The sequence below is a fragment of the Paenibacillus sp. Dod16 genome (genome assembly GCF_049893405.1).
Taxonomy (GTDB): Bacteria; Bacillota; Bacilli; order Paenibacillales; family Paenibacillaceae; genus Paenibacillus_AQ.
Map to the genome: position 1 here is coordinate 392,900 of NZ_JBNDYG010000003.1, position 19,878 is coordinate 412,777.

Here is a 19,878-nt window from a genome sequence, read left to right on the forward strand (position 1 = left end):
AGTCACCCTCCTGTTTTGGTAAGTCTTCTCACATAATCCTCACATATGTACCGATTGTCGTCGCCGTTGGCTGGCGGAACGTTAGCAACTCGAAAAAAGCTCAGACCTATAGCCATCGCCAGCACACCATAGGCAGCGCTGTGTGGATCCTCAACAGACATCTGCCCCGTCCGATTACCGTAATCCATGATCTTGCCGATGCCTTGGAGATCCGTCTCGTAGCTCTTCGATACAACTTCCTGCAAATTACGATCCAGCATGGCCTTTGAGTAAAACTGGACAAAGAGCTTGGCTTGATCCGCAAGCGGAATATACATCTTGTCGACTCCGTCCAGCTGCGACACATTAATCGTGCGATCCGCGTCATCGCTGAGCGGGGGAAGTATAAACTTCAGGGTAAGATCCATCATTTCTCCCGGTGTCATCGTTTGCTCAATGCCGGATTCGATCTTCAGTCCATAGTACGCCAAGAACGATTTGAAGGCTTCAATCGTCAGATGATCCTTGTTCTTGAAATAATATGTGACAACTCCCTTGGAACAGTTCGCATGATCGGCCACCTTATCCAACGTCATGCCGTCAATTCCATACATGCTGATGCAGGTTAACGTGGCATTAATGACCTCTGCCCTGCGCTTCGGTCCCATTCCTAATTTGGGCATGATTTCTTCACCTATATCTTTGTTGATTTTATTTATACTGAACAGTCGGGATAAAAAGAGTGTACACAAGGATGGTACATATTGTCAATGGAGGTTTATTGAATCGATAACCAAGCTAAATGGGTAATTCCTACCATCCATCAGGGTTCCACCAGGTCCTACTCCCACAATTACTACTTCGAGTGATAGAAAACGAATTGATTATAGCAGTAACGGGTATTACAAATCCCGGAAAATTCTGGGAAGGAGTATTTTTGCTAAGCCAGATGAATTAATTCAACTAAAAAATTCGTGTATATTAGCGAAAAAGATCCCGTTCTCCTGCCTGGAGAACGGGATCTTCATCATTCCTCTTCCTCCCATTCACCAACACGGACGCGCTGGCCTGCCGAATCGGCCCGTTCTCCGAGACGAGCGTCGCCAGACTCGTGATGACGGTGTCCTGCTCCACATCCGGCATGACGAATGAACGCGAGCCGTCTCCTACGCACCGACTTCGAAGCGCGCAATGCGCAATTGGATGCCGAGAGCGGAGCGGTCAATACAGCATTGATGAGCACGATTGTGGTTCGTAATACGGGCAATGTCTGAGGCTAAATTGGGATGAAATTTCACCCACAGAAGGAGGCGATCGTTTTTAATCCACCAAATTACTTCAGGGACCTATGCCTGTCTCTTTCAAATACAACAGACAGCTAATTTTACATGTCAATTTTTTTAATCACTTTGGCTGGATTACCACCAACAATCATGTTGTCCGGTACATCCTTAGTCACCACGGATCCTGATGCGATAACGACATTATTGCCGATTGTTACACCTGGATTAATAACAGCTCGTCCTCCAACCCATACATTGTTTCCAATCTTTACTGGTTTGCCGTATTCCGGTCCTTTGATTCGTTCATACGGATCCACAGGGTGTGTAGCCGTATACACGTGAACACCAGGTCCGAACATACAGTTATCCCCTATCCGCACCTCACACACATCCAGAATAGTACAGTCAAAATTCGTAAAGAAGTTTTCACCAACATGAATGTTGTAGCCATAGTCAAATCGGATATTGGGCTCCATACCCAGGTTATTCCCGGTCGATCCTAGCAGCTCTTTAAGTATCCGTACTCGCAGCTCATCATCCATTTCGGTAGTTTGGTTGTATATGCGCGTCAGCCTCCTGGCATACGCCCGCTCCCGTGTCAGTTCTGGGTCCCAAGCCATATACAGTTCGCCACCCAGCATTTTTTGTTTTTCTGTTTTCATGTTATATACCCAATCCTCTCTTCTTCGTGTGAAGTTTCTGAAATTGAATCACATTTAACGACAGTCCATATCCACCGTTCCGAGATGGGGATTCTAGCTGAACTCACGTCAAAACAACATTCTCGAAATACTTGAAACTTAGATGCTATATAGCAACTTTTTCTTATGAAGTACAGTTGTGGACAAGAAGGATAATAAGCTTGGCGGCAGTATACGTCGAAGAAAGTATTTCCGACAGAAATGATGGTTCGGCCAAACCATCCAGGTTGTTTTTTTAGGAATGCAATGCAATCCAACAAGCCAATTCAAATAGTCGAGCAGGGAACGATGAGGTCCCCTGCTCAACTATTTCTATATTATCCTCTGATCTCCATTTTAACATCGCTGAATTGAGCACTGCCCTGACTGATGAACAAACCGAGCTTCCCATGCTGGATATCGTACATTCTGGCACTCATCGCTATGTTCTCATCTACGTAAATTTCGCAAATCGATCCGTCCACAAACACTTTGATTTCGTAAGGATGTTCGGGAATAAGCTCAATCGGACGTTCCAGCTCTACCTCATAAGGGAACGTCTTCCCTCCCTCTTCCGACTGCATAATCGCCCCCCGGAAGGTAAGGCGATTTCGTTGCGGTTCGAGCGTGACATAATAGGCCGTATCCAAGGAGTCTTCTGTTCGCAGCATGAACCCAAGTCCTTGGTATGCTCGGAGAATGAAACACGCGCGGATATCTTGCATTGATCTGGGAGATCCTCCCGGGTCGTGCAGCCAGCAAACCCATACGGTGTCTCGCAGGAGAGCGAGCGATCTGAATCGATCCACGCTCCCTCAACGCGGTTAAAACGCACGGGCACCGGTTCTTTAAATGCAGCATCGACTGTTTCAGGCACTTTGACACTAAGGGTACCATCCGGACGCTGAATGATTTCATGCACAACCAAATTCCCGCCCCAGTCCCAAGTGTCGTAATCCTTGCCAAGAGACTTCGGTGGATTCCAGCCGAATAAGTCGTCATTCTTCGTGGGATTCCAACCAAACAGGTAGCGTTTCTGTCCGTCAGTTACGGATTTAGCCGCATAGAAAGCCCGCCCGTCAAACGTATCCTCCTTCGGGGTAATCCAAGGGCCGTTCAGACTACGACTCATTCGGTAAAATGTGGCAAATCGTCCGGTATAAGAGGAGTATATCAAATACCACCAATCCCCGATCCGAAACAAATCGGGGCATTCGTGTGCTCCCACGTGCAGATTTGGCGCGTACAGAGGCTCGCGATACTCCCAAGTTTTAAGATCTTTGGAAGACAGCAGCGCCGTGCATCCTTTTCGATTGGTTGGCCCTTTCGCCATGGCTGCGAGCAACATCCAGTATTGACCTTCCTTCTCATTCCAGAATACGAAGGGGTCGCGCCAATCAGAAAGTTCATAAATGCTGTCGTCAGCAGCAAAGGTATCCTCGGGGATCGCCTCCCAAGTCTTGAAATCCCTACTGATTGCATGGCAAACCAACTGCTTGCCTTCAGGGAATATACAATAGAACATATGGTAGATGCCGTCCACTTTCAGAATGTGACCCGTACCGCCTTCAATCTTGCAGGCTCCTTCTTCCCGATAGTTGACGAAGTCCTTCGTTCCAACAAGATACCAGCCGTGATCAAGGCCCTCTCGATAATTATCCCGCCAACCGTGCAGGTAGAACAGCTTAAACTCCCCGTCTTCATAATAGGGAATAACGTCCCCTACCCAGGCGTTCTCCGGTCGATAGAAAAATTCCTTCATCTTCATCCCTCCTAAAGGTTTAAGTGGCTTAATCGTTCATCCAAGGAAACGGGCATGTACGCATCGCTTGTGCCCCGCTCCTGGTACCAGTAAACGGTGGCGGCATACAAACATTGGTTATTTAGCCCCCAATGATCCCCTTTGTATTTCTCAATAAACCCCTCAAAAGAGTTCATGAAGGGAATATTGTCGCAAATATGAAATCGATTGACCGAGGTATGTCCGTTCGCATCCAGTTCGATGAACGGCTGGCTGGCGAAGGCACTGTCAAACATCGGGAAAGGCGGCTCGGCCGCCCAGGCATAGCCAATATAATCCTCGCTGCCCGTTCCGAACGTGGATGGAAAGGATTCGCCATCCACAAAAAACTTCTCGTCTCCTTCTCCCCACCACCAGTCGATCGTTTTTTGATCCCAAAGCCCGTACCACCAGGTTTCGGCTTCCTCATCCGGCTTCTCCCAGGTATTGTACACATGCAGATGAACGCCGCAGAACCTTCCCCGGCCTTTCGTCAGCAGCAGAGGCCAATCCGGCCAGCGATCTCCTCCTTCCTTGAAGCGCTCCGTATCCAGATTCAGATAATCATCCCGATGCCATTTGGAATGAAAACGCAGGAGGTTTTCCGCATGAGACTTGGGTAGAGGAGTATACAAAATCTCCGCCGAAATCTCGCATGCCTCCGTCCCGTTATTTTCAATTTCAATCCTGGCCCCTTCCGAGAATGGCATGTACCAATAACTGTACATTTCATGTTCATTCATGCCGAGGGGCAGAGAGCGGTACGGCTTGATCCCGGGCGCGCTGCCAAAAAAATCGCCCAGCGGAGCCCATACGGAAGGAGTTTCTTCATTGTCCCATTTCATCGAGATAACCAATTGCCTGGACAAGATCCGCTGCTGTTCCTCGCGCCTTCGTCCAAGATCTGTCCTCATCCGGATCATGGAAATAGCGCCAGCTCCTTGTTTATCAAAAAGTAATGCCTTTCCTCCTGCCGGTACGGATACCTTAACGCTCTCGCCTACAGCCCCTTCCGTTTTCAAGAAAGAATAGGCTCCCCTTTGCTGTAACACCCGGTCTGCTTCGGCCAGTGCAATAGCTGACTCCTTGTCGATCCTACCGTTAAAGGACGGCAGTTGGACCTCAGCAGGGAAGGTGGTGTAGGTTATGTGATAATAAGCGCCCCAACCTTTATCCAGCAGCACCTTGCAGTGTCTTTGAAACGGGATGGGGATAAAGCAGTTTCTTCCGCGGGACAAAATAGGAGACAGATTCGGAAAATTGGATGGCGGCCCTTCCTGATTGAATTTTTCAAAATAATCCCGGAAGGGCTGATCAATCACGGGGGTATCGGCATGATCAATATAAATCCGGATATGTCCATCCTCGGGAAGCGCGGACCAGAATCTCCAGATGACGCCGGGACCATCCAGTTCCATGGCGACGACGCTGTCCCTTTCCTTGCGAATGAAGCCTCCTCCGTCATCATTGGCGCCCCAATTCTCGTATAAGCCTGTCTCGGCATTATAAATGGAGCTCCGGTCAAAGCTTGAGCAACATCCCGATTTCTCACCGGCCTGCGGTGGTACAGCCAGAGCTTCCAGATCATATAATCGCTTTACGAGGTCTTGATACGTATAAACCTGCCCAGCTTGATTCATGTTAGTCTCTCCTTTGTACCTGCACGATTTCTTGGTCATCTGTCCCTTTACCCAAATAGTAAGGAGCGCCTAAGCACTCACGTTACCAAATGGCCTGCATATCCCATATATCCAATGATTTAACCACTAGTTCCCCGTCTCCCCAAATCTCAAGTCCCAAAGCATCCTTACGGCTCGGATACACGCGGGTCGTCAGGCTTTTCAACCCGTTGGCATAGGCTTCGACCATGGAGCGGTCCAAATAAATGTGCAGCTTTAGATTTTCCCCTAAGAGATCCAACCTGCCGCCCTGAGTTCCTCCGCACTTTTCTCCCGGGTGAATCGTCGTTTTTGTTCGGTCGACAGAGAACGTGGATTGGTTCATATCATAAAACAGCAGGGTCTCTTCTTCTCCATCCGGTGTACGACGGATCTTGATACCGAATCGTTTGGCGCTGCCCGGCTCCATTTCCAATTGAATTTCAAGCATGTCGCCTTGAACATCCTGAAGCCGTTCATTAGCCTCAGCCAATGATTTATCCTGGAGCGATAGCCTTCTGGAGCCCCGCAGCGATTGAAGCTCCTGAATCGGCTCAATCCCCAACCGTCCATCCTCCCTCAAATACACGCTGAGCGGCAAACCGGCGTTGTGAGCCCAACCCGATTGATATTCCAGTTCGAGCGTCCGGTCGCCTTGGGCTATTGTAAATATGATCTTTCTGCCCGTCTTCGGATCAACCATTCCGCTCGGACCGGTAAAATGAAAATCACCAACATCAATTAATTGCGGTTCCTCTTGATCCGGAGTAAATGATAGACTTTGCTTGTCAAGCTGTCCGATCCAATAGAATACCTCTACATCCGCTCCCTGTCCCACAGGGCTGACCAGTAAAAGATGCTTGTCCACTCCCTGCTTGTCGCTGCCAAGGGGAAGAAGCACGGGAAGCTCCCAGATGGGGCCTAGATAAGGAAACTTCTGAACATCCGCTTTAAACAATGGCCCTTTGTAAGTCCAATTCAGCATATCCTGAGACGCAAAAGCCAGAGCTGCTCCACCTTCGCCTTCAATCCCGGATCCGACCAAAGCAAACCATCCGTCCTCGTCCTTCCACACGAACGGATCCCGGAAATCGCCGAATTTGCCCATGCCCTTCTTCTGTACAATCAACGGCACCGGATGCTTGACCCAATGAACCAAATCCGGATCTCCATCCCGGGTATAAGTACTTCGTGCAAGCGCCACGCTCTGATTCGGCGAAGCACTGTCATTGCCCGCCGTGAAGAACAAGACAGGCAGGCCGTCTGCATCGTAGGTCGCGCTTCCCGACCAGATCCCATCCGGTGCGAGCTGATCTTTTTCAGGGGCTAATGCCACAGGAAGATCACGCCAATGCACCAGGTCCTCGCTTACCCAATGTCCCCAATGAATGTGATAAAAAAAGGGTCCAAGAGGGTTATGCTGATAGAATAGGTGGTATTGGCCATCAAAATAGATCGGAGCGTGGGGCTCGTTCATCCAATGCGCCGGCGGGCTGACATGATACTGCGGTCTGTGTCGATCCAGAAGCAAAGGTGTCCGATCCAGCTTGATATCATCATACGCTAATTGCGGATGGGCTCCTCCACAGGCATCATTCCACACTTGCCGATAAGATTCGGCAATCTCCTCCGCGCTCAAAGCACGATTATAAATCTTGAGTTCATCCATGATGCCACTAAACATGTGAAGGCTAAACACACCCGCCCATTGGCTGCTGTGGTTATTTTTGCCAATGAGTAGTTCCGTGTCTACCGCTTCCGCCAAACGGGAATTTCTAGGCAGCTCAGCTGAAGCGATTTCGCTGCCGTTAAAGTACAATTTCATTTCCCCTTGATTCCCGTCAAACACAGCATTTACATAAGACCATTTGTTTTTAGGCAGTTCAAGGCCGTCCGGCGACCAAAGCTCCTGCCAGTCTCCTCCTTCCAGCCCGACTTGAAAGGACCAGGAGCCATGACGAAACATGCCCAGCAGATACCCCTGCCGGCGATCCATGTTGTGGCGGTTCACGATGGCTGACAGCTTACCTTCAAACCCCCATTCATAGGAACGGGGAGCTACCCATACCCCGATACTCAGTGCTGATCGATATTCTGTCCCCCGGTTCACATCTCCCTCTTTAAACCGATGGGCAATGTATGTCGAGTAACCATCGAACAGCAGCCCGTTTCCCATGACACCCGGTCTCCACTGCGGATTGCAGGATTCCGTAAACTCGGCTTGATTAAGTACGATCTGAATATCATCCCGTACTTGAGATATCCTCTCCACAGCATTGGCTCCGGTTCCTTCATCGAAGGGCCAATACATCATCAGCCCCTGGTTGTCGGATGTTTGGCTCAAGCTTCTCCCCTCCTCAATGTCTGTCCCAAGGTGTTATTGGAAGCATGAATAGACTGAAGTGCATGGACATGGAGCGAGTTCAGCACAACCTGCCCTGATTCCGTACTTATGGAAATCTCATTAACCGGGACATCGGGGAAAATTTGATCCGTGAGAACAACCAGGCCTTCATTCGCATACACTTCAACTGCATTGCGATCCAGCCAGATACGCAGCCTGATTTTCCCGTTATCCGGAACCAATCTGGCGCCATGCTTACACGCAAACGACGCGTGAAAATCCGTCATGCCTGATTTGGAACGGTCGATGAATAGCCATTGGCGTGCAGGGTCATACCCGATTGTCGTCTCACTTTGCCCGGACGATTGTATTTTGATATGAACCTCGCCGGCGGATCGAATATCGATGTCCGCTTCAATCTCAAGCAAGTCATCCTTCGTCTTCAGCATATAAGGGAACTCAGGTGCTACCGTGAGCATATTCCAGTCCCACGATTCTTTTCGAAGCTGCTCGATTTCCACGACAGGCATTTGAGTTAGCACGATCCCCTCATCCCTGTTGGTCAATGAAAGGATGCGAGGTAGCGTCATTGCACCTCTCCAGGCGCCGGTAGGCGTCTCGTTGGCATATTTCCAGTTGCTCATCCATCCGATGATCACGCGCCGTCCGTCTTGCTCAGGTATATCCGACCAGGTGACCCCTGCATAGTTATCTCGACCATAGTCCAGCCACATGATCTGATCAGGCGAATTGTCGTTGATGAATGTATTTCCGTCAAACTCTCCGATAAAATATTGCGTGCGTGATCCTTCCGGACAAGAGGGGTTATCCCCAATGCTGATGACGAGCACCCATTTGGAACGTCCAGTATCATCGATCGGCAATTCAAAGAGATCCGGGCATTCCCAAACACCATCATGCGAGCCTTCCTTATGTCCGAATTCCCCTGTAAGCGACCAATCGCGCAAGTTTTCTGATCCGTAAAACCGAACATGGTTTCCCGCGACGATCGTCATAACCCACCGCTCACTTTGTGCATGCCAGAACACTTTCGGGTCCCGGAAGTCTACCAGATCAGGCTCGGTAAGAACCGGGTTCCCCTCATATTTGTGCCAGGTTCTGCCTTTATCGCTGCTGTATGCTAAGCTTTGCCGCTGGCGTGGCTGCCCGGTCTCTGGACATGTGTCCGCATGGGTAAAAATCGCAACCAATCCATGGGTCCCCTCGAAAAATCCGCTGCTGTTATTAAAGTCAACGACACAGCAACCGGAAAAAATGGCTCCATGTTCGTCCGGGTACAGAGCGATAGGCTCATGCTGCCAATGGATCAGATCCTGGCTTATGGCATGGCCCCAGTGCATCGGCCCCCATTGATTACTAAAGGGATGGTGTTGATAAAACAGATGATACTCTCCCTCGAAATAGACTAATCCGTTCGGATCGTTCATCCAATGGGATGGAGGCGAAAAATGAATTCCCGGTCTAAATCTCTCATCCATCTCTTTATTTGACTCCATGATCTTATTGATTTCATCTATTGTCGGCATTGACTGAAGAGCCCCTTTCCGTGTTGTCACTAATGCACCGCCAGCATTGGCAAAAGTCAGCATGCTGATGATTTGTTGATTTTCTAATTGATTCAGAGGAATTTTGCATTCCAGTATTTGATATAATAAGCAGCCTAGAAAAGCGTCGCCGGCTCCCGTCGTATCGATGGCCTTCACTTGGAAACCCGGGACATAACCTTCATGAGCAGCCGACCGGTAATAGCAGCCTTGCTCGGCTAACGTTACGACGATAAAGGCGATGCCGAATTGTTGCTGTAACATGAGTGAGCCTTTTTCAACTTCGGTTATACCCGTGATAAAGCAAAGCTCTTCTTCTGATATTTTCAAAATATCGGCATGCTTCATACCCCACAGGATATTCTGCTTCGCTTCCTCCTTACTCTCCCATAACGAAAACCGGATGTTCGGATCGAATGAAAGCAGAGCTCCGGCCTCCTGGGCCTTGACGACTGCCGTTCTTGTTGCTGAACGTGCCGGCTCATGGGTCATCGACAATGAACCAAAGTGCAGCACCTGGCAGTTCCCAATCTTGTCGAGCGGGACATCCTCTGATCGCAACAAGGTATCCGCTCCCGGCTGGCGGTAGAAGCTGAATGATCGATCTCCGCCGTCATCCAAATGGACAAACGCCAGCGTTGTTTTGGCTTCATCCGTAAACGAAAGCGCGCTCACGTCGACACCACAGCTAATCAACGTGTTATGCAGCAGTGAACCGAAATGATCCTTACCAACCTTGCTGATTAGTGCAGATTTGGCTCCTAAACGGGATAGCACAGCTGCCACGTTAGCCGGAGCCCCTCCGGGATTGCATTCTAACTGCTCGTTGCCCCCGTCTGAACGCCCTGCCGGAGTAAAGTCTATCAATAATTCCCCAATGGCTATAACATCAAGCACAGTTTCTCCCCACCTGTCGTTTGTTTGTTTTATCTATTTAGATTTGCGTTATAACGATCGAGCCCGTTTTGATAGATCTCCATCAACTCGTTCAAGCCCATTTTCTCCAGGGTCTTCACATAGCTGTCCCACTGCTCATCGACACCGCCATCCACAATGAATTTTCCTCGTTGGGTATTGACATATTTAATCAATTCGGGCTCAATTCTATTGATTTTGTCCAGCTCCTCCGGCTCAAAGAAGATACTCGGGTAGTTTTCCTTTTCCATATAAGGATCATAATATTTCTCTAAGTCTTTAACGCGCTGCTGGGCTCTAGGCTCCAGATCAACGACTTTCCCCAAATCTTCGATGGTAATAACGCCTGGCCCGCCAGCGCCTGGAGCCACTTTTTGACGGAATTCGCCTGCGGAAGTTCCCTCAGGAAGCGGCAGGTTTACCAATTTCCCATTTTCGTCCTTCTCGAATACGATATCCAGTGGACCCCAGTGGATTTGAGCAGCCATGTAGGGCTCATATTGCTGATCGATCCAACGCATTGTAATTTCCGGATTCTTGTTCTCTTTTGTAATCACGAAAGCGCCGCGTCCTGGACCGCCACCGTTGCCGCGACCGATCAATTGATCCCCGTTCGGTCCTTTGAGCGGGGACAGTAAAGCATAATCCTTGCTTCGCTCCGGTCCGACCACCTCATCGACTTCCCACCAGATATAGGAGCCGAGTGTTTCGACTGTTGTTTTCCCTTTGGCCAGATACTGAGCTGCGTCCTGGGTGAACGATTCAGGATCAATCAAGCCCTGCTTATACCATTTTTCATGAAAATATTTCAAAGCTTCCTTATACTCAGGCTGCGTAGCGGTAAAAATCACCTTACCGTCGCGGACGATGCGATGTTCCATGTTGTCCGGAAGTCCGAAAGCTCCGAATATGCCAGCAATGTCCATACACCACTGCATGTGCATAAAGCTTAACGGAATTTCGTCGGCCTTGCCGTTGCCGTTGGGATCCTGCGTTTTAAAGGCTACTAATGCTTCCGTATATTCATCCAGCGTCTGCGGCATTTCCAAGCCCAGCTTGTCGAGCCATTTTTTATTGATGACGTGGAAGAAGGGGTTGGTTCCAAGGTTGTTCTCTTCCCACGAAGGCAGCCCGTAAATATGCCCATCCGGTGCCGTGATCGAGGACTTGATGTCCGGTCTGCGATCTAATAGCGCTTTTAGATTAGGCGCATATTGATCAATTAAATCTTCCAGCGGGAGGATGGTACCGTCTTCACCGTAATTAACCAGCTCGTAATCGGAAAGCCCGGCTCCGTAAAAAGCATCCGGTAAGTTACCGCTGGCCAGCAGCAAATTTTTCTTCTCTGCAAAGTCGGTGTCCGGAATGTTCTCCCACTCGATCTTGACGTTCGTTTCCGCTTCTAATCGCTTGAAAATTTCCATTTCCGAATACTCCGGCGCCAATGCGGCTTTCGGGGATACCATCTTTAACGATACCGGTTCATTCACAATCGGAAGACCCGTTTTGTTAAAATTCGCAGCCTGATCGGGACTTTCCGACTGATTTTTGGCGTCTCCTGAACATCCACTCAGCGCAAAAGCTCCGGCCAGCATAAGAATTCCCGCTCTTTTGAATACAGATTTCATCGTACATAACCTCCCTCAAGATCATTACGCAAGTTTGATACCTTACTTGTCTTTCTGTATAGTGGTCTGGATATAGATATAGATTCCTGCTGCACATCCCCCCCTTCAAGTACCATGACCTCATCAACCTTTGATCGAGCCGATCATAACGCCTTTGACGAAGTACTTCTGCAAGAAAGGATAGAGAATCAGCAGCGGCAGACTGGATACGATGATAACGCCGTATTTGATCAGCTCCGTTACGCGCATCTTCGCCGCGTAGGACTCCACGTCCACCATCATGCCGGAGTTTACCTGATTCTGGACGAGAATGTTGCGAAGCACCAGCTGCAGCGGATATTTACTTTCATCGTTCAAATAGATCAGAGCATCAAAGAAACCGTTCCAGAAGCCGACGACATGATACAGCACCATGACGGCGATTATGGACTTGGATAAAGGCAATACAATGCTCCAGAAGAATCGGGTGTTGGAACAACCGTCGATCGAAGCGGCTTCCCACATTTCATCCGGGATGGAGGACTGGAAGAAGGTTCTTACGATAATGACATTCATGATGCCACCGGCACCGGGGATCACAAGTGCCCAGATCGTGTTCAGCATGTGAAGATCCTTGATTAACAAATACGTAGGGATCAACCCGCCGCTAAAAAACATGGTGATTAATAAAAACCACATGATAACAGGCCTTCCAACCAGATCCTTACGGGCTAACGGGTACGCAGCAAACACGGTAACCGCTACTCCAATCAATGTTCCAATACCCGCGTATAGCAAGGAGTTGGCATACCCGATCCAAATGGAGGAGTCATTGAATATTCGTTCATAGCCGTCGAGCGTGAAGCCCTTAGGAAATAACCATACTTCCCCCGAATAGATGAGATTGGGATCACTGAATGAAGCAATCAGCACAAAATACAGCGGAAATAATACGATCAGCATTACTACGGTCAAGAAGAAATAGTTGATGGCGTCGAACCATGCGTCTCCTCTGCTTTTTCTCTTCAATAACTGGTTCAAAGTGAATCCCCCCTACCAAAGACTGGTTTCCGTTAATTTTTTGGCGACCCGGTTGACGGTAACAATCAGGATGATATTGATGACGGAGTTAAACAGTCCGACTGCCGTAGAAAAGCTGTACTGGGCCTTCTGAATCCCCAATTCATATACATAGGTCGGAATAATATTGGAAGTCGCATAGTTCAGATCGCTTTGCATTAGAAATGCTTTCTCGAAACCGATGCTCATGACGTTTCCGAGTGCGAGAATCAACAGAATGACAATGGTTGGCAAGATCGAGGGAATGTCCACGTACCATACTCGCTTCCATTTACTTGCTCCATCCATAATCGCGGCTTCATGCAGTTCGGGATTGACCCCGGCAAGCGCAGCCAGGTAAATAATCGTGGCGAAGCCGGTCTCTTGCCATATGCCTGACAAAATGTACAATGGACGAAACCATCCTTCGTCAGCCATGAACAGAATGGGTTCACCACCGAACCAGGTTATGATGAGATTCACGAGTCCGCTGTTTGGCGATAAAAAAACATGGAGCATACCGACGAGCACAACGGTAGAAATAAAGTGCGGTGCATAAATGACGGTCTGGATAAATTTCTTGTATCGCTTGCCCAGCATCTGATTCAGCATGATTGCGATAATAATTGGAGCCGGGAAGCTAAATACAAGCGATAGAAAACTGAGTGTTAGCGTATTTTTCATGATGGTCCAGAAGTTATAAGAATTAAAAAAATCAATAAAATGCTGGAAACCCACCCATTCACTGCCCCAAATGCCCTGGCTCGGTGAAAAATCCTTAAATGCAATTTGTACTCCGTACATCGGATAGTACTTGAACAGGAGGTAAACCAGAATGATTGGCAGCAGGAACAGATACAGCTCATAGTTGCGCTTGACTCGACTCCAAGTTTTGCGATTTTCTTTGATCAGGGGTTGTTGTCCCCCGGAATCTCGTGAAATCACCGTCATACTCCCTTTCTTCGTAAATTAATTGTATGTTATTGAAACGTTTCCAATTTAATTGAAACGTTTCCAATTTTGCATGAGAAAAACGTCACCCGGTGAGCCCACCGGTGAAACAGCCGTGACAGCTGATGTTTTTCCAATACTAATTCATAAGGTACGGCATTTTATTCTACGGAAACAATCAAGTCGTTTCACCTTGCCTAAACATGACCGGAAGACGATAAACTTCTCGGTCCAATGCTTCGCCATCGATCTTTTGGAAGAGCACCCTGATCGTCGTGCGTGCCATCTCCTCAACAGGCTGTCTGATCGTTGACAGTATCGGATGGAAATACGGATGGTCCTGAATCCCGTCATATCCAATGACCTTTACATCCTCCGGAACGCGAATGCCCCGCCTACCTGCTCTTTCGATATACTTGGCGGCGAACATATCCGTAATGGCAAAAATGCCGTCCACGTCCCGATACTCATTAAGAAACTCACCATAATAGGCATCGTCGTCCACAACGGGGTCTGTCTTCTCGTATATAACATAATCGACTCCCATTGTTCTGGCCTCCTGAATGAAGCCTTCTTTCCGATTCATGGTTTCACTGAAAACGGAAGTGACACTCCCCAAAAAGGCAGGCTTTCGGGACCCAGCTTTGACAAGTTCTCTTAGCGCCAGACGCCCACCTTCATAATTATCGGAAGTGACGCATGTGATTTTCTTGTTGAAATGCCTGTCGATACTGACAATCGGAATGTCATTGCTAACGTAATTTTCAATATCGTTGTACGTAATGCCGACAATACCTGCCACTTTGTTTTGCTGAAGCATATCAAGATAATACAATTCTTTTTCAGGTTTGCCGCCGCTATTGCAAAGCATGAGCTTAAAACCTTCCCGATCCAACTCATCTTCAATATAATAAGCCAGTTCGGAGAAAAAGGGATGCCAGATACTCGGGAGCAGCAAGGCTACCATCTTGGACTTCCGCATTTTAAAATTTCGGGCAATCTCATTAGGAATATAATTCAACTCTTGTATGGCCTGCTCGACTTTTCTACGCGTTGCGGGTTTAACGGCGCCCGAATTATTAATGACGCGGGACACAGTTCCCACAGCTACGCCAGCTAAATTGGCAACATCTTTAATACTAGACATCTAACCCCCCACTTATTCTCTCTTTTATGGAAATCATCATAGCATCAAATTGGAAACGTTTCAATATCTTTTTTGGAAACGCTGTCGTCACTCTTACAGGGGGAGCATTAGCAATATTCTTAACATGTTGATTAAGTTAAAAAAAACTAGAGCGACAGGGTCAAATTAAACCCTGCCGCTCTCTTATAGGTTCCGGGTAGCATTTCTACATCCGCCTACTCCGGTACTCCTAAGGCTCGAAGGTTCCGGATAGCGGTTCGCAATCCTGTTATTTCCCCGCCAAAAACTCATCCAGCTGACGCTGGATCTCAGCGACATAGTCATCAATGCCCGCCGCTTTCAGCTTCTCGATCGCTTTGGGATACTCCGTCTCAAAATCGACGAAACCGGAACGAATAGCGGCTAAATCCTTACCTGCGACTTCTTTCAGGGCCGTCTCGATTAACTTGACCTTTTCATTGTTAAATCGGAAGCCCAATGAATCGGATCGGATAGCCTGTTCATCCCAGCTCTTGTACTTATCGATGGACTCTTGCGCCACATTCGGCCCGAACAATTGATAATTTTGGTTTCTAAACATCCATTCATAGAAGAATTCGCTAGCGGTGAGCTTATTGATTCTTCCATCCACAATCTCGTAATCCTTGCCTTCGACGCCATAGAGAGCAAACAGATAATTCTCCTGGGATTTATAAATCCAGTTCACGAACTTCATCGCGCCTTCCGGATTAGGAGCATTGACAGGTATGCCCAGCACTTCTCCGCCTGCGGCTGTCACATAACGCGGTTTATCCTCGGCTAACAGATACGTCTTCACCTCGGCATCCGGCGCATTGGCTTTGATGGCATCAACGATTTCCATTTCCTTACCCAAAGATCCTTCAACCCATAAGTATAAGCCTGTCTGCATGCGGGAGTCTCTCTCGTTATATTTGATGGTCAAATCCTCTGTATACAACCCTGCGTCATACATGGAGTTATTAAACTTCGCGACTTCCTGGAACGCTTCCGTTTCATAGTAGCTGTAGGCTTTTTTACTCTCTTCCCCGAATACGACCAAATCTTCTACGGCGATCCAGTTATATTGTTCATCGGTAAAATATCGGGTCAACGGTTTAAAGACAATATCGGCGGGTCCCTTCATTTCAGGAAATTTCTTTTTCGCCCTTGTTGCGAATTCCTTTAAGTCGTCTGCTGTCTTCAAGTCCGTCATCCCTACCGCTTCGAGGATATCCTGACGAACGGCCACCAGCTGGTACATGGCGGAGGAGGGTGCATAAGCGGATGGAATGCCATGAATCTTCCCATCGATCGTTGCCCCCTGAAGCTGCTCCATCGGCAGGACCTTTAGCATATCCTGACCATATTCCTTGATTAAATCATCCAATACCATGGCTTGTTTCTTGTTGACGATGGTAGAAAGGTCCGGGAGACCGTCCCAATATAAATCGATCGGTTCATTTGCGGCCAGCATGATATCTTTTTGTTCCCAATACTGCGCCCACGGCACAAATGTGACTTCGACCTTCAAACCAAGATCGGCTGCCATCTTCTCGGCAAACTCGTTGTCCAGAAATTCGCTCATGCGATCGCTTCGCTCCCCCGGATACAGAATCGTGACGGTTTCGAGCTTGGCTGCCCCCTCTTTTTTGTCGCTGCATCCTGCCATAACCGAAACGGACGCCATCAATAAGACCAACAAGATCAGCATTGTCCTTGCTTTCATGAAAGACCCTCCCTAATAAAATGGTTTATCTATGTTAAAAGCCGATATCGGCCAGTAACCATGCAGGCGTCTATTCTTTGACGGCACCAGCCATAATCCCGTGCACGAAGTATTTTTGAATGTAAGGGTAGAGGAAAATGATCGGGCCGATCGTAATGACCGTAATGGCCATCTTCACGGTCTCCGCAGGCAGTGTGATGTTGCCTGATGCCCCTGATGGAATTCGTCCGGAGCTTATCGCATTGACGTTCGACAAGATGTTGTAGAGGAAATACTGGAGCGGAAATAAATCGCGATCATTAATAAAGATCAGAGCATGCCACCAATCATTCCAATATTGAAGCGCATACATTAAACCAACCGTCAACAGTGCGGTCTTGCTTAATGGAAGAGCGATTTTTACATAGATCGTAAAATAATTGGCGCCGTCCATCTCGGCCGCTTCATATAAAGATGGAGAGATGCTTGCAAAGTACGTTCGCATCAGAAACATGTTCCAGACGCTGAATATAGACGGCAGGATCAAGGCCAGAATGCTGTTCTTCAGTCCATAATAATTGACGCTGACCATGTACCACGGAATGAGGCCAGCCGAGAAAATAATCGTAAAATTGCTGATGAAGGCGAGTACGTTACGGTATTTCAGCTTTTTGATCGATAGGGAAAAGGCAATCATGCTGGTAATCAGCAGCGCCCCCATCGTCCCCACGGTCGTTACAAGCAGGGTCACGCCATAGGATTTGAGCAATTTCATTCCACTATTAACAAAGATATATTTATAGGTATCCAAGCTGGGGCTCAGTGGGATGATCGAATACCCGTTTCTCGCAACGGCCTGCTCCGAAGAAAAGGACACGCTTAACGTTAAAACAAGGGGATACAGACACACGAGCGCGAATAAGCCAATGAAACCATAGGCAAAGGCTATCACCAATTGATCGCCAAGCAATCTATTCTTTTGTTTCATCAAAATAGACCCTCTCCGTCATTTATTTTCTTAGCCGATTGGTTTGCAGCCGTAATCAGGATCAATCCCATCAAGGACTGAAATAACCCGATTGCCGTAGAGTAAGAAAAGCCCAGCGTACGCATCGACTGGTAAACATAAGTATCGATAACCGTGACTTCTTCAGCCAGGACCGGGTTGTTGCCGACAATACCGTAAATCATCCCAAAGTCCCCGTAGAAGATTCGTCCGACGCTCAGCAAGCTCAAAACGATGATCGTCGGCTTCAGCATAGGCACGGTCAAGTAAAAAATCCGCTGCAATTTGTTGGCGCCATCCACCTTGGCCGCTTCGTATAAGCTTCCATCAAAATTGGACATCGCCGCCATATAGATAATGGAACTGTACCCGCTCCATTTCCAGACGCTCGACAGAATGATGATCCATTTCCAATACTTCGGCTCCGAGTACCATCTGATCGGCTCTGCTCCGAAGAACTCCAGAATATGATTGGCAACGCCCACATCGGTAGAGAAGATCCCATACAGTATCGCCCCAACGACGACCCACGAGATGAAATAGGGAAAAAACATCATGCTCTGAGCGACCTTTTTGTAGGTTTTATGCCGGATTTCGTTGATCAGAATGGCTATGCTGACAGGAATGATAATGCCTAAGATGAGACCAAAAAAGTTGATGTACAGCGTGTTATAGGTAACCTTCCATCCCATGCTGTTTTCCGAGAAAAAGTATTTGAAATTGTCCAGACCCACAAATTCACTGCCGAAGATGCCGTCAACCACATTAAAATCGGTAAATGCCATCCATATTCCGGCAAACGGGATATAAGAGAACATGATCAGCACGATCAGAGCAGGCACGCACATCAGATACAGTATTCGGTTTTTCGTTATTTCATATAGAAACCCCTTAACCACGGAACCCATTCCATCACTACCTTTGCATTGTGATTAAACGATTATGCCAAAATGCTCTGCTGCAGCCTCTCCTTAAGCTGATCCAGATCGATCACGGTACCAGTAATTCTCGCCTCTTCCGCGGCATAGGCGACATGTCGATGGAGGATCTGCTGCTGAAGTCGGCATTTCCCAAATTCTCCAAAAAGTCGTTCATCAGACCGGTATCGCCGCCGTTATGTCCGCCGCTCACCGTTGCTGGCCGAATGACGGTTTGCTGAACGGGTTCTGCCATATTGGAGTTAAAGCGGGTGACTTCGATAATGTTCAAGTTATCGTCGCCTCGAATTTCCCCATGCTCGCACATGATTTTGAGCGTACGGTACATTTTGTTGGTGAATCCGCTTAAATTAAACGTTGCCGTTACTCCGTTCTTGAACTCGATCACGGTGACTTGATGGTCGCACACATCATTGTCAAGCCGATAAACACAGCGTCCGTAAGGACTCGTTGCGAGCGCTTGGAGCAGTCCCTCTTCGCTCTGATCCGCCGAAATGACGGTAGCGGGCCACTGGCCCCTTATAGGCAAATAGGCTTTTCTCGCATCGAATCGGCAGTTCGCTGCTACCTTACAGTCGAGGCATCGTTCCGCGCTTCCTGCCGGTGCATTCTCCGCCTTAAAATAAGTCAGGCTGCCATAGGAAGAGATCCGTTTCGCTTGACTGTCCACCAGCCAGGCCAAAATATCCATGTCATGGCAGGACTTCTGCATGATAATTGGACTGGCCAGGTCGCTTCTCCTCCAGTTGCCTCGTACAAAGGAGTGTGCCATATGGAAATTGCCGATGTTCTCGTTATGCTGTATGGTCACGATCTTGCCGAGCTCTTGGCTATCGATGATTTTCTTGATTTCCGCAAAGAAGTTCGTATATCTGAGCACATGGCATACAATCACTTTCCGGCCTGTTTCATTGGCTTTTCGTTGTATTCTCAAGCTTTCTTCCGGACTTGGCGAAATGGGCTTTTCCAGCAAAATATCATAGCCAAGATCAAGCGCTCTCATCGTTTGCGCGTAATGATCGCGGTCCATGGAAGAAACAATGACGGCATCGCAAATTTTGCCGAGCCGATAAAATTCATCTACGGATTCAAATTGTTTCTCCAAAGGAATCCGAAACTCGTCCGCTGCCGCCTTTCTTCTGCTGTCATCCGGTTCAACGACCGCAACGATGTCCTCGCTTGGGTATGCATGCCTTGCGTAGATCATGCCTCTTTGTCCTGCGCCGATTAATGCTAACTTCAAATCCATAACCTCCAGCAA

The 19,878-nt window shown here is 48.2% G+C and carries 16 protein-coding genes; all 16 read right to left on the reverse strand.

Annotated elements, in window-relative coordinates; translation table 11 throughout:
- Positions 1-2 precede the first annotated feature (2 nt).
- The gene (locus tag ACPV3A_RS03750) at positions 3-662 is read right to left on the reverse strand and encodes a TetR/AcrR family transcriptional regulator (RefSeq protein WP_426198193.1); all 660 of its coding nucleotides are present in this window, start codon (positions 660-662) and stop codon (positions 3-5) included.
- 344 nt (positions 663-1,006) lie between these two features.
- Positions 1,007-1,222 (reverse strand): hypothetical protein, encoded by a 216-nt coding sequence (locus ACPV3A_RS03755; RefSeq protein WP_426198194.1) that lies wholly within the window; start codon positions 1,220-1,222, stop codon positions 1,007-1,009.
- Between the two features lie 141 nt (positions 1,223-1,363).
- Positions 1,364-1,924, reverse strand: coding sequence for a sugar O-acetyltransferase (locus ACPV3A_RS03760; RefSeq protein ID WP_426198195.1), 561 nt, complete (start codon positions 1,922-1,924; stop codon positions 1,364-1,366).
- A 356-nt stretch (positions 1,925-2,280) separates the two neighbouring features.
- Positions 2,281-2,592 (reverse strand): GH32 C-terminal domain-containing protein, encoded by a 312-nt coding sequence (locus ACPV3A_RS03765; RefSeq protein WP_426198231.1) that lies wholly within the window; start codon positions 2,590-2,592, stop codon positions 2,281-2,283.
- Positions 2,484-3,704 (reverse strand): family 43 glycosylhydrolase, encoded by a 1,221-nt coding sequence (locus ACPV3A_RS03770; protein ID WP_426198196.1) that lies wholly within the window; start codon positions 3,702-3,704, stop codon positions 2,484-2,486. Before ACPV3A_RS03770 ends, ACPV3A_RS03765 begins: the two co-directional genes overlap by 109 nt.
- A gap of 11 nt (positions 3,705-3,715) precedes the next feature.
- Positions 3,716-5,362 (reverse strand): glycoside hydrolase family 172 protein, encoded by a 1,647-nt coding sequence (locus ACPV3A_RS03775; protein WP_426198197.1) that lies wholly within the window; start codon positions 5,360-5,362, stop codon positions 3,716-3,718.
- 82 nt (positions 5,363-5,444) lie between these two features.
- Positions 5,445-7,724, reverse strand: a complete 2,280-nt coding sequence (locus ACPV3A_RS03780) for a GH32 C-terminal domain-containing protein (RefSeq protein WP_426198198.1) — start codon at positions 7,722-7,724, stop codon at positions 5,445-5,447.
- Positions 7,721-10,186 (reverse strand): PfkB family carbohydrate kinase, encoded by a 2,466-nt coding sequence (locus ACPV3A_RS03785; protein WP_426198199.1) that lies wholly within the window; start codon positions 10,184-10,186, stop codon positions 7,721-7,723. The genes ACPV3A_RS03780 and ACPV3A_RS03785 overlap by 4 nt, the downstream gene beginning before the upstream one ends.
- A gap of 29 nt (positions 10,187-10,215) precedes the next feature.
- Positions 10,216-11,832: an ABC transporter substrate-binding protein gene (locus ACPV3A_RS03790; protein ID WP_426198200.1), complete on the reverse strand. Its 1,617-nt coding sequence runs from the start codon at positions 11,830-11,832 to the stop codon at positions 10,216-10,218.
- A gap of 123 nt (positions 11,833-11,955) precedes the next feature.
- Positions 11,956-12,852, reverse strand: coding sequence for a carbohydrate ABC transporter permease (locus tag ACPV3A_RS03795; RefSeq protein ID WP_036663520.1), 897 nt, complete (start codon positions 12,850-12,852; stop codon positions 11,956-11,958).
- Positions 12,853-12,864: 12 nt separating this feature from the next.
- On the reverse strand, positions 12,865-13,821 hold the full coding sequence (locus ACPV3A_RS03800) for an ABC transporter permease (protein WP_036663522.1): 957 nt from the start codon (positions 13,819-13,821) through the stop codon (positions 12,865-12,867).
- 178 nt (positions 13,822-13,999) lie between these two features.
- Entirely contained in the window at positions 14,000-14,968 is a 969-nt protein-coding gene (locus ACPV3A_RS03805) for a LacI family DNA-binding transcriptional regulator (RefSeq protein ID WP_426198201.1), read from the reverse strand.
- Between the two features lie 268 nt (positions 14,969-15,236).
- Complete coding sequence (locus ACPV3A_RS03810) at positions 15,237-16,694, reverse strand: ABC transporter substrate-binding protein (RefSeq protein WP_426198202.1); 1,458 nt, start codon at positions 16,692-16,694, stop codon at positions 15,237-15,239.
- Between the two features lie 70 nt (positions 16,695-16,764).
- Positions 16,765-17,661, reverse strand: coding sequence for a carbohydrate ABC transporter permease (locus ACPV3A_RS03815; RefSeq protein ID WP_071223322.1), 897 nt, complete (start codon positions 17,659-17,661; stop codon positions 16,765-16,767).
- Positions 17,661-18,587 (reverse strand): ABC transporter permease, encoded by a 927-nt coding sequence (locus tag ACPV3A_RS03820; protein WP_113061348.1) that lies wholly within the window; start codon positions 18,585-18,587, stop codon positions 17,661-17,663. Before ACPV3A_RS03820 ends, ACPV3A_RS03815 begins: the two co-directional genes overlap by 1 nt.
- 82 nt (positions 18,588-18,669) lie before the next feature.
- Positions 18,670-19,860 (reverse strand): Gfo/Idh/MocA family protein, encoded by a 1,191-nt coding sequence (locus tag ACPV3A_RS03825; RefSeq protein ID WP_426198203.1) that lies wholly within the window; start codon positions 19,858-19,860, stop codon positions 18,670-18,672.
- Positions 19,861-19,878: the final 18 nt, after the last annotated feature.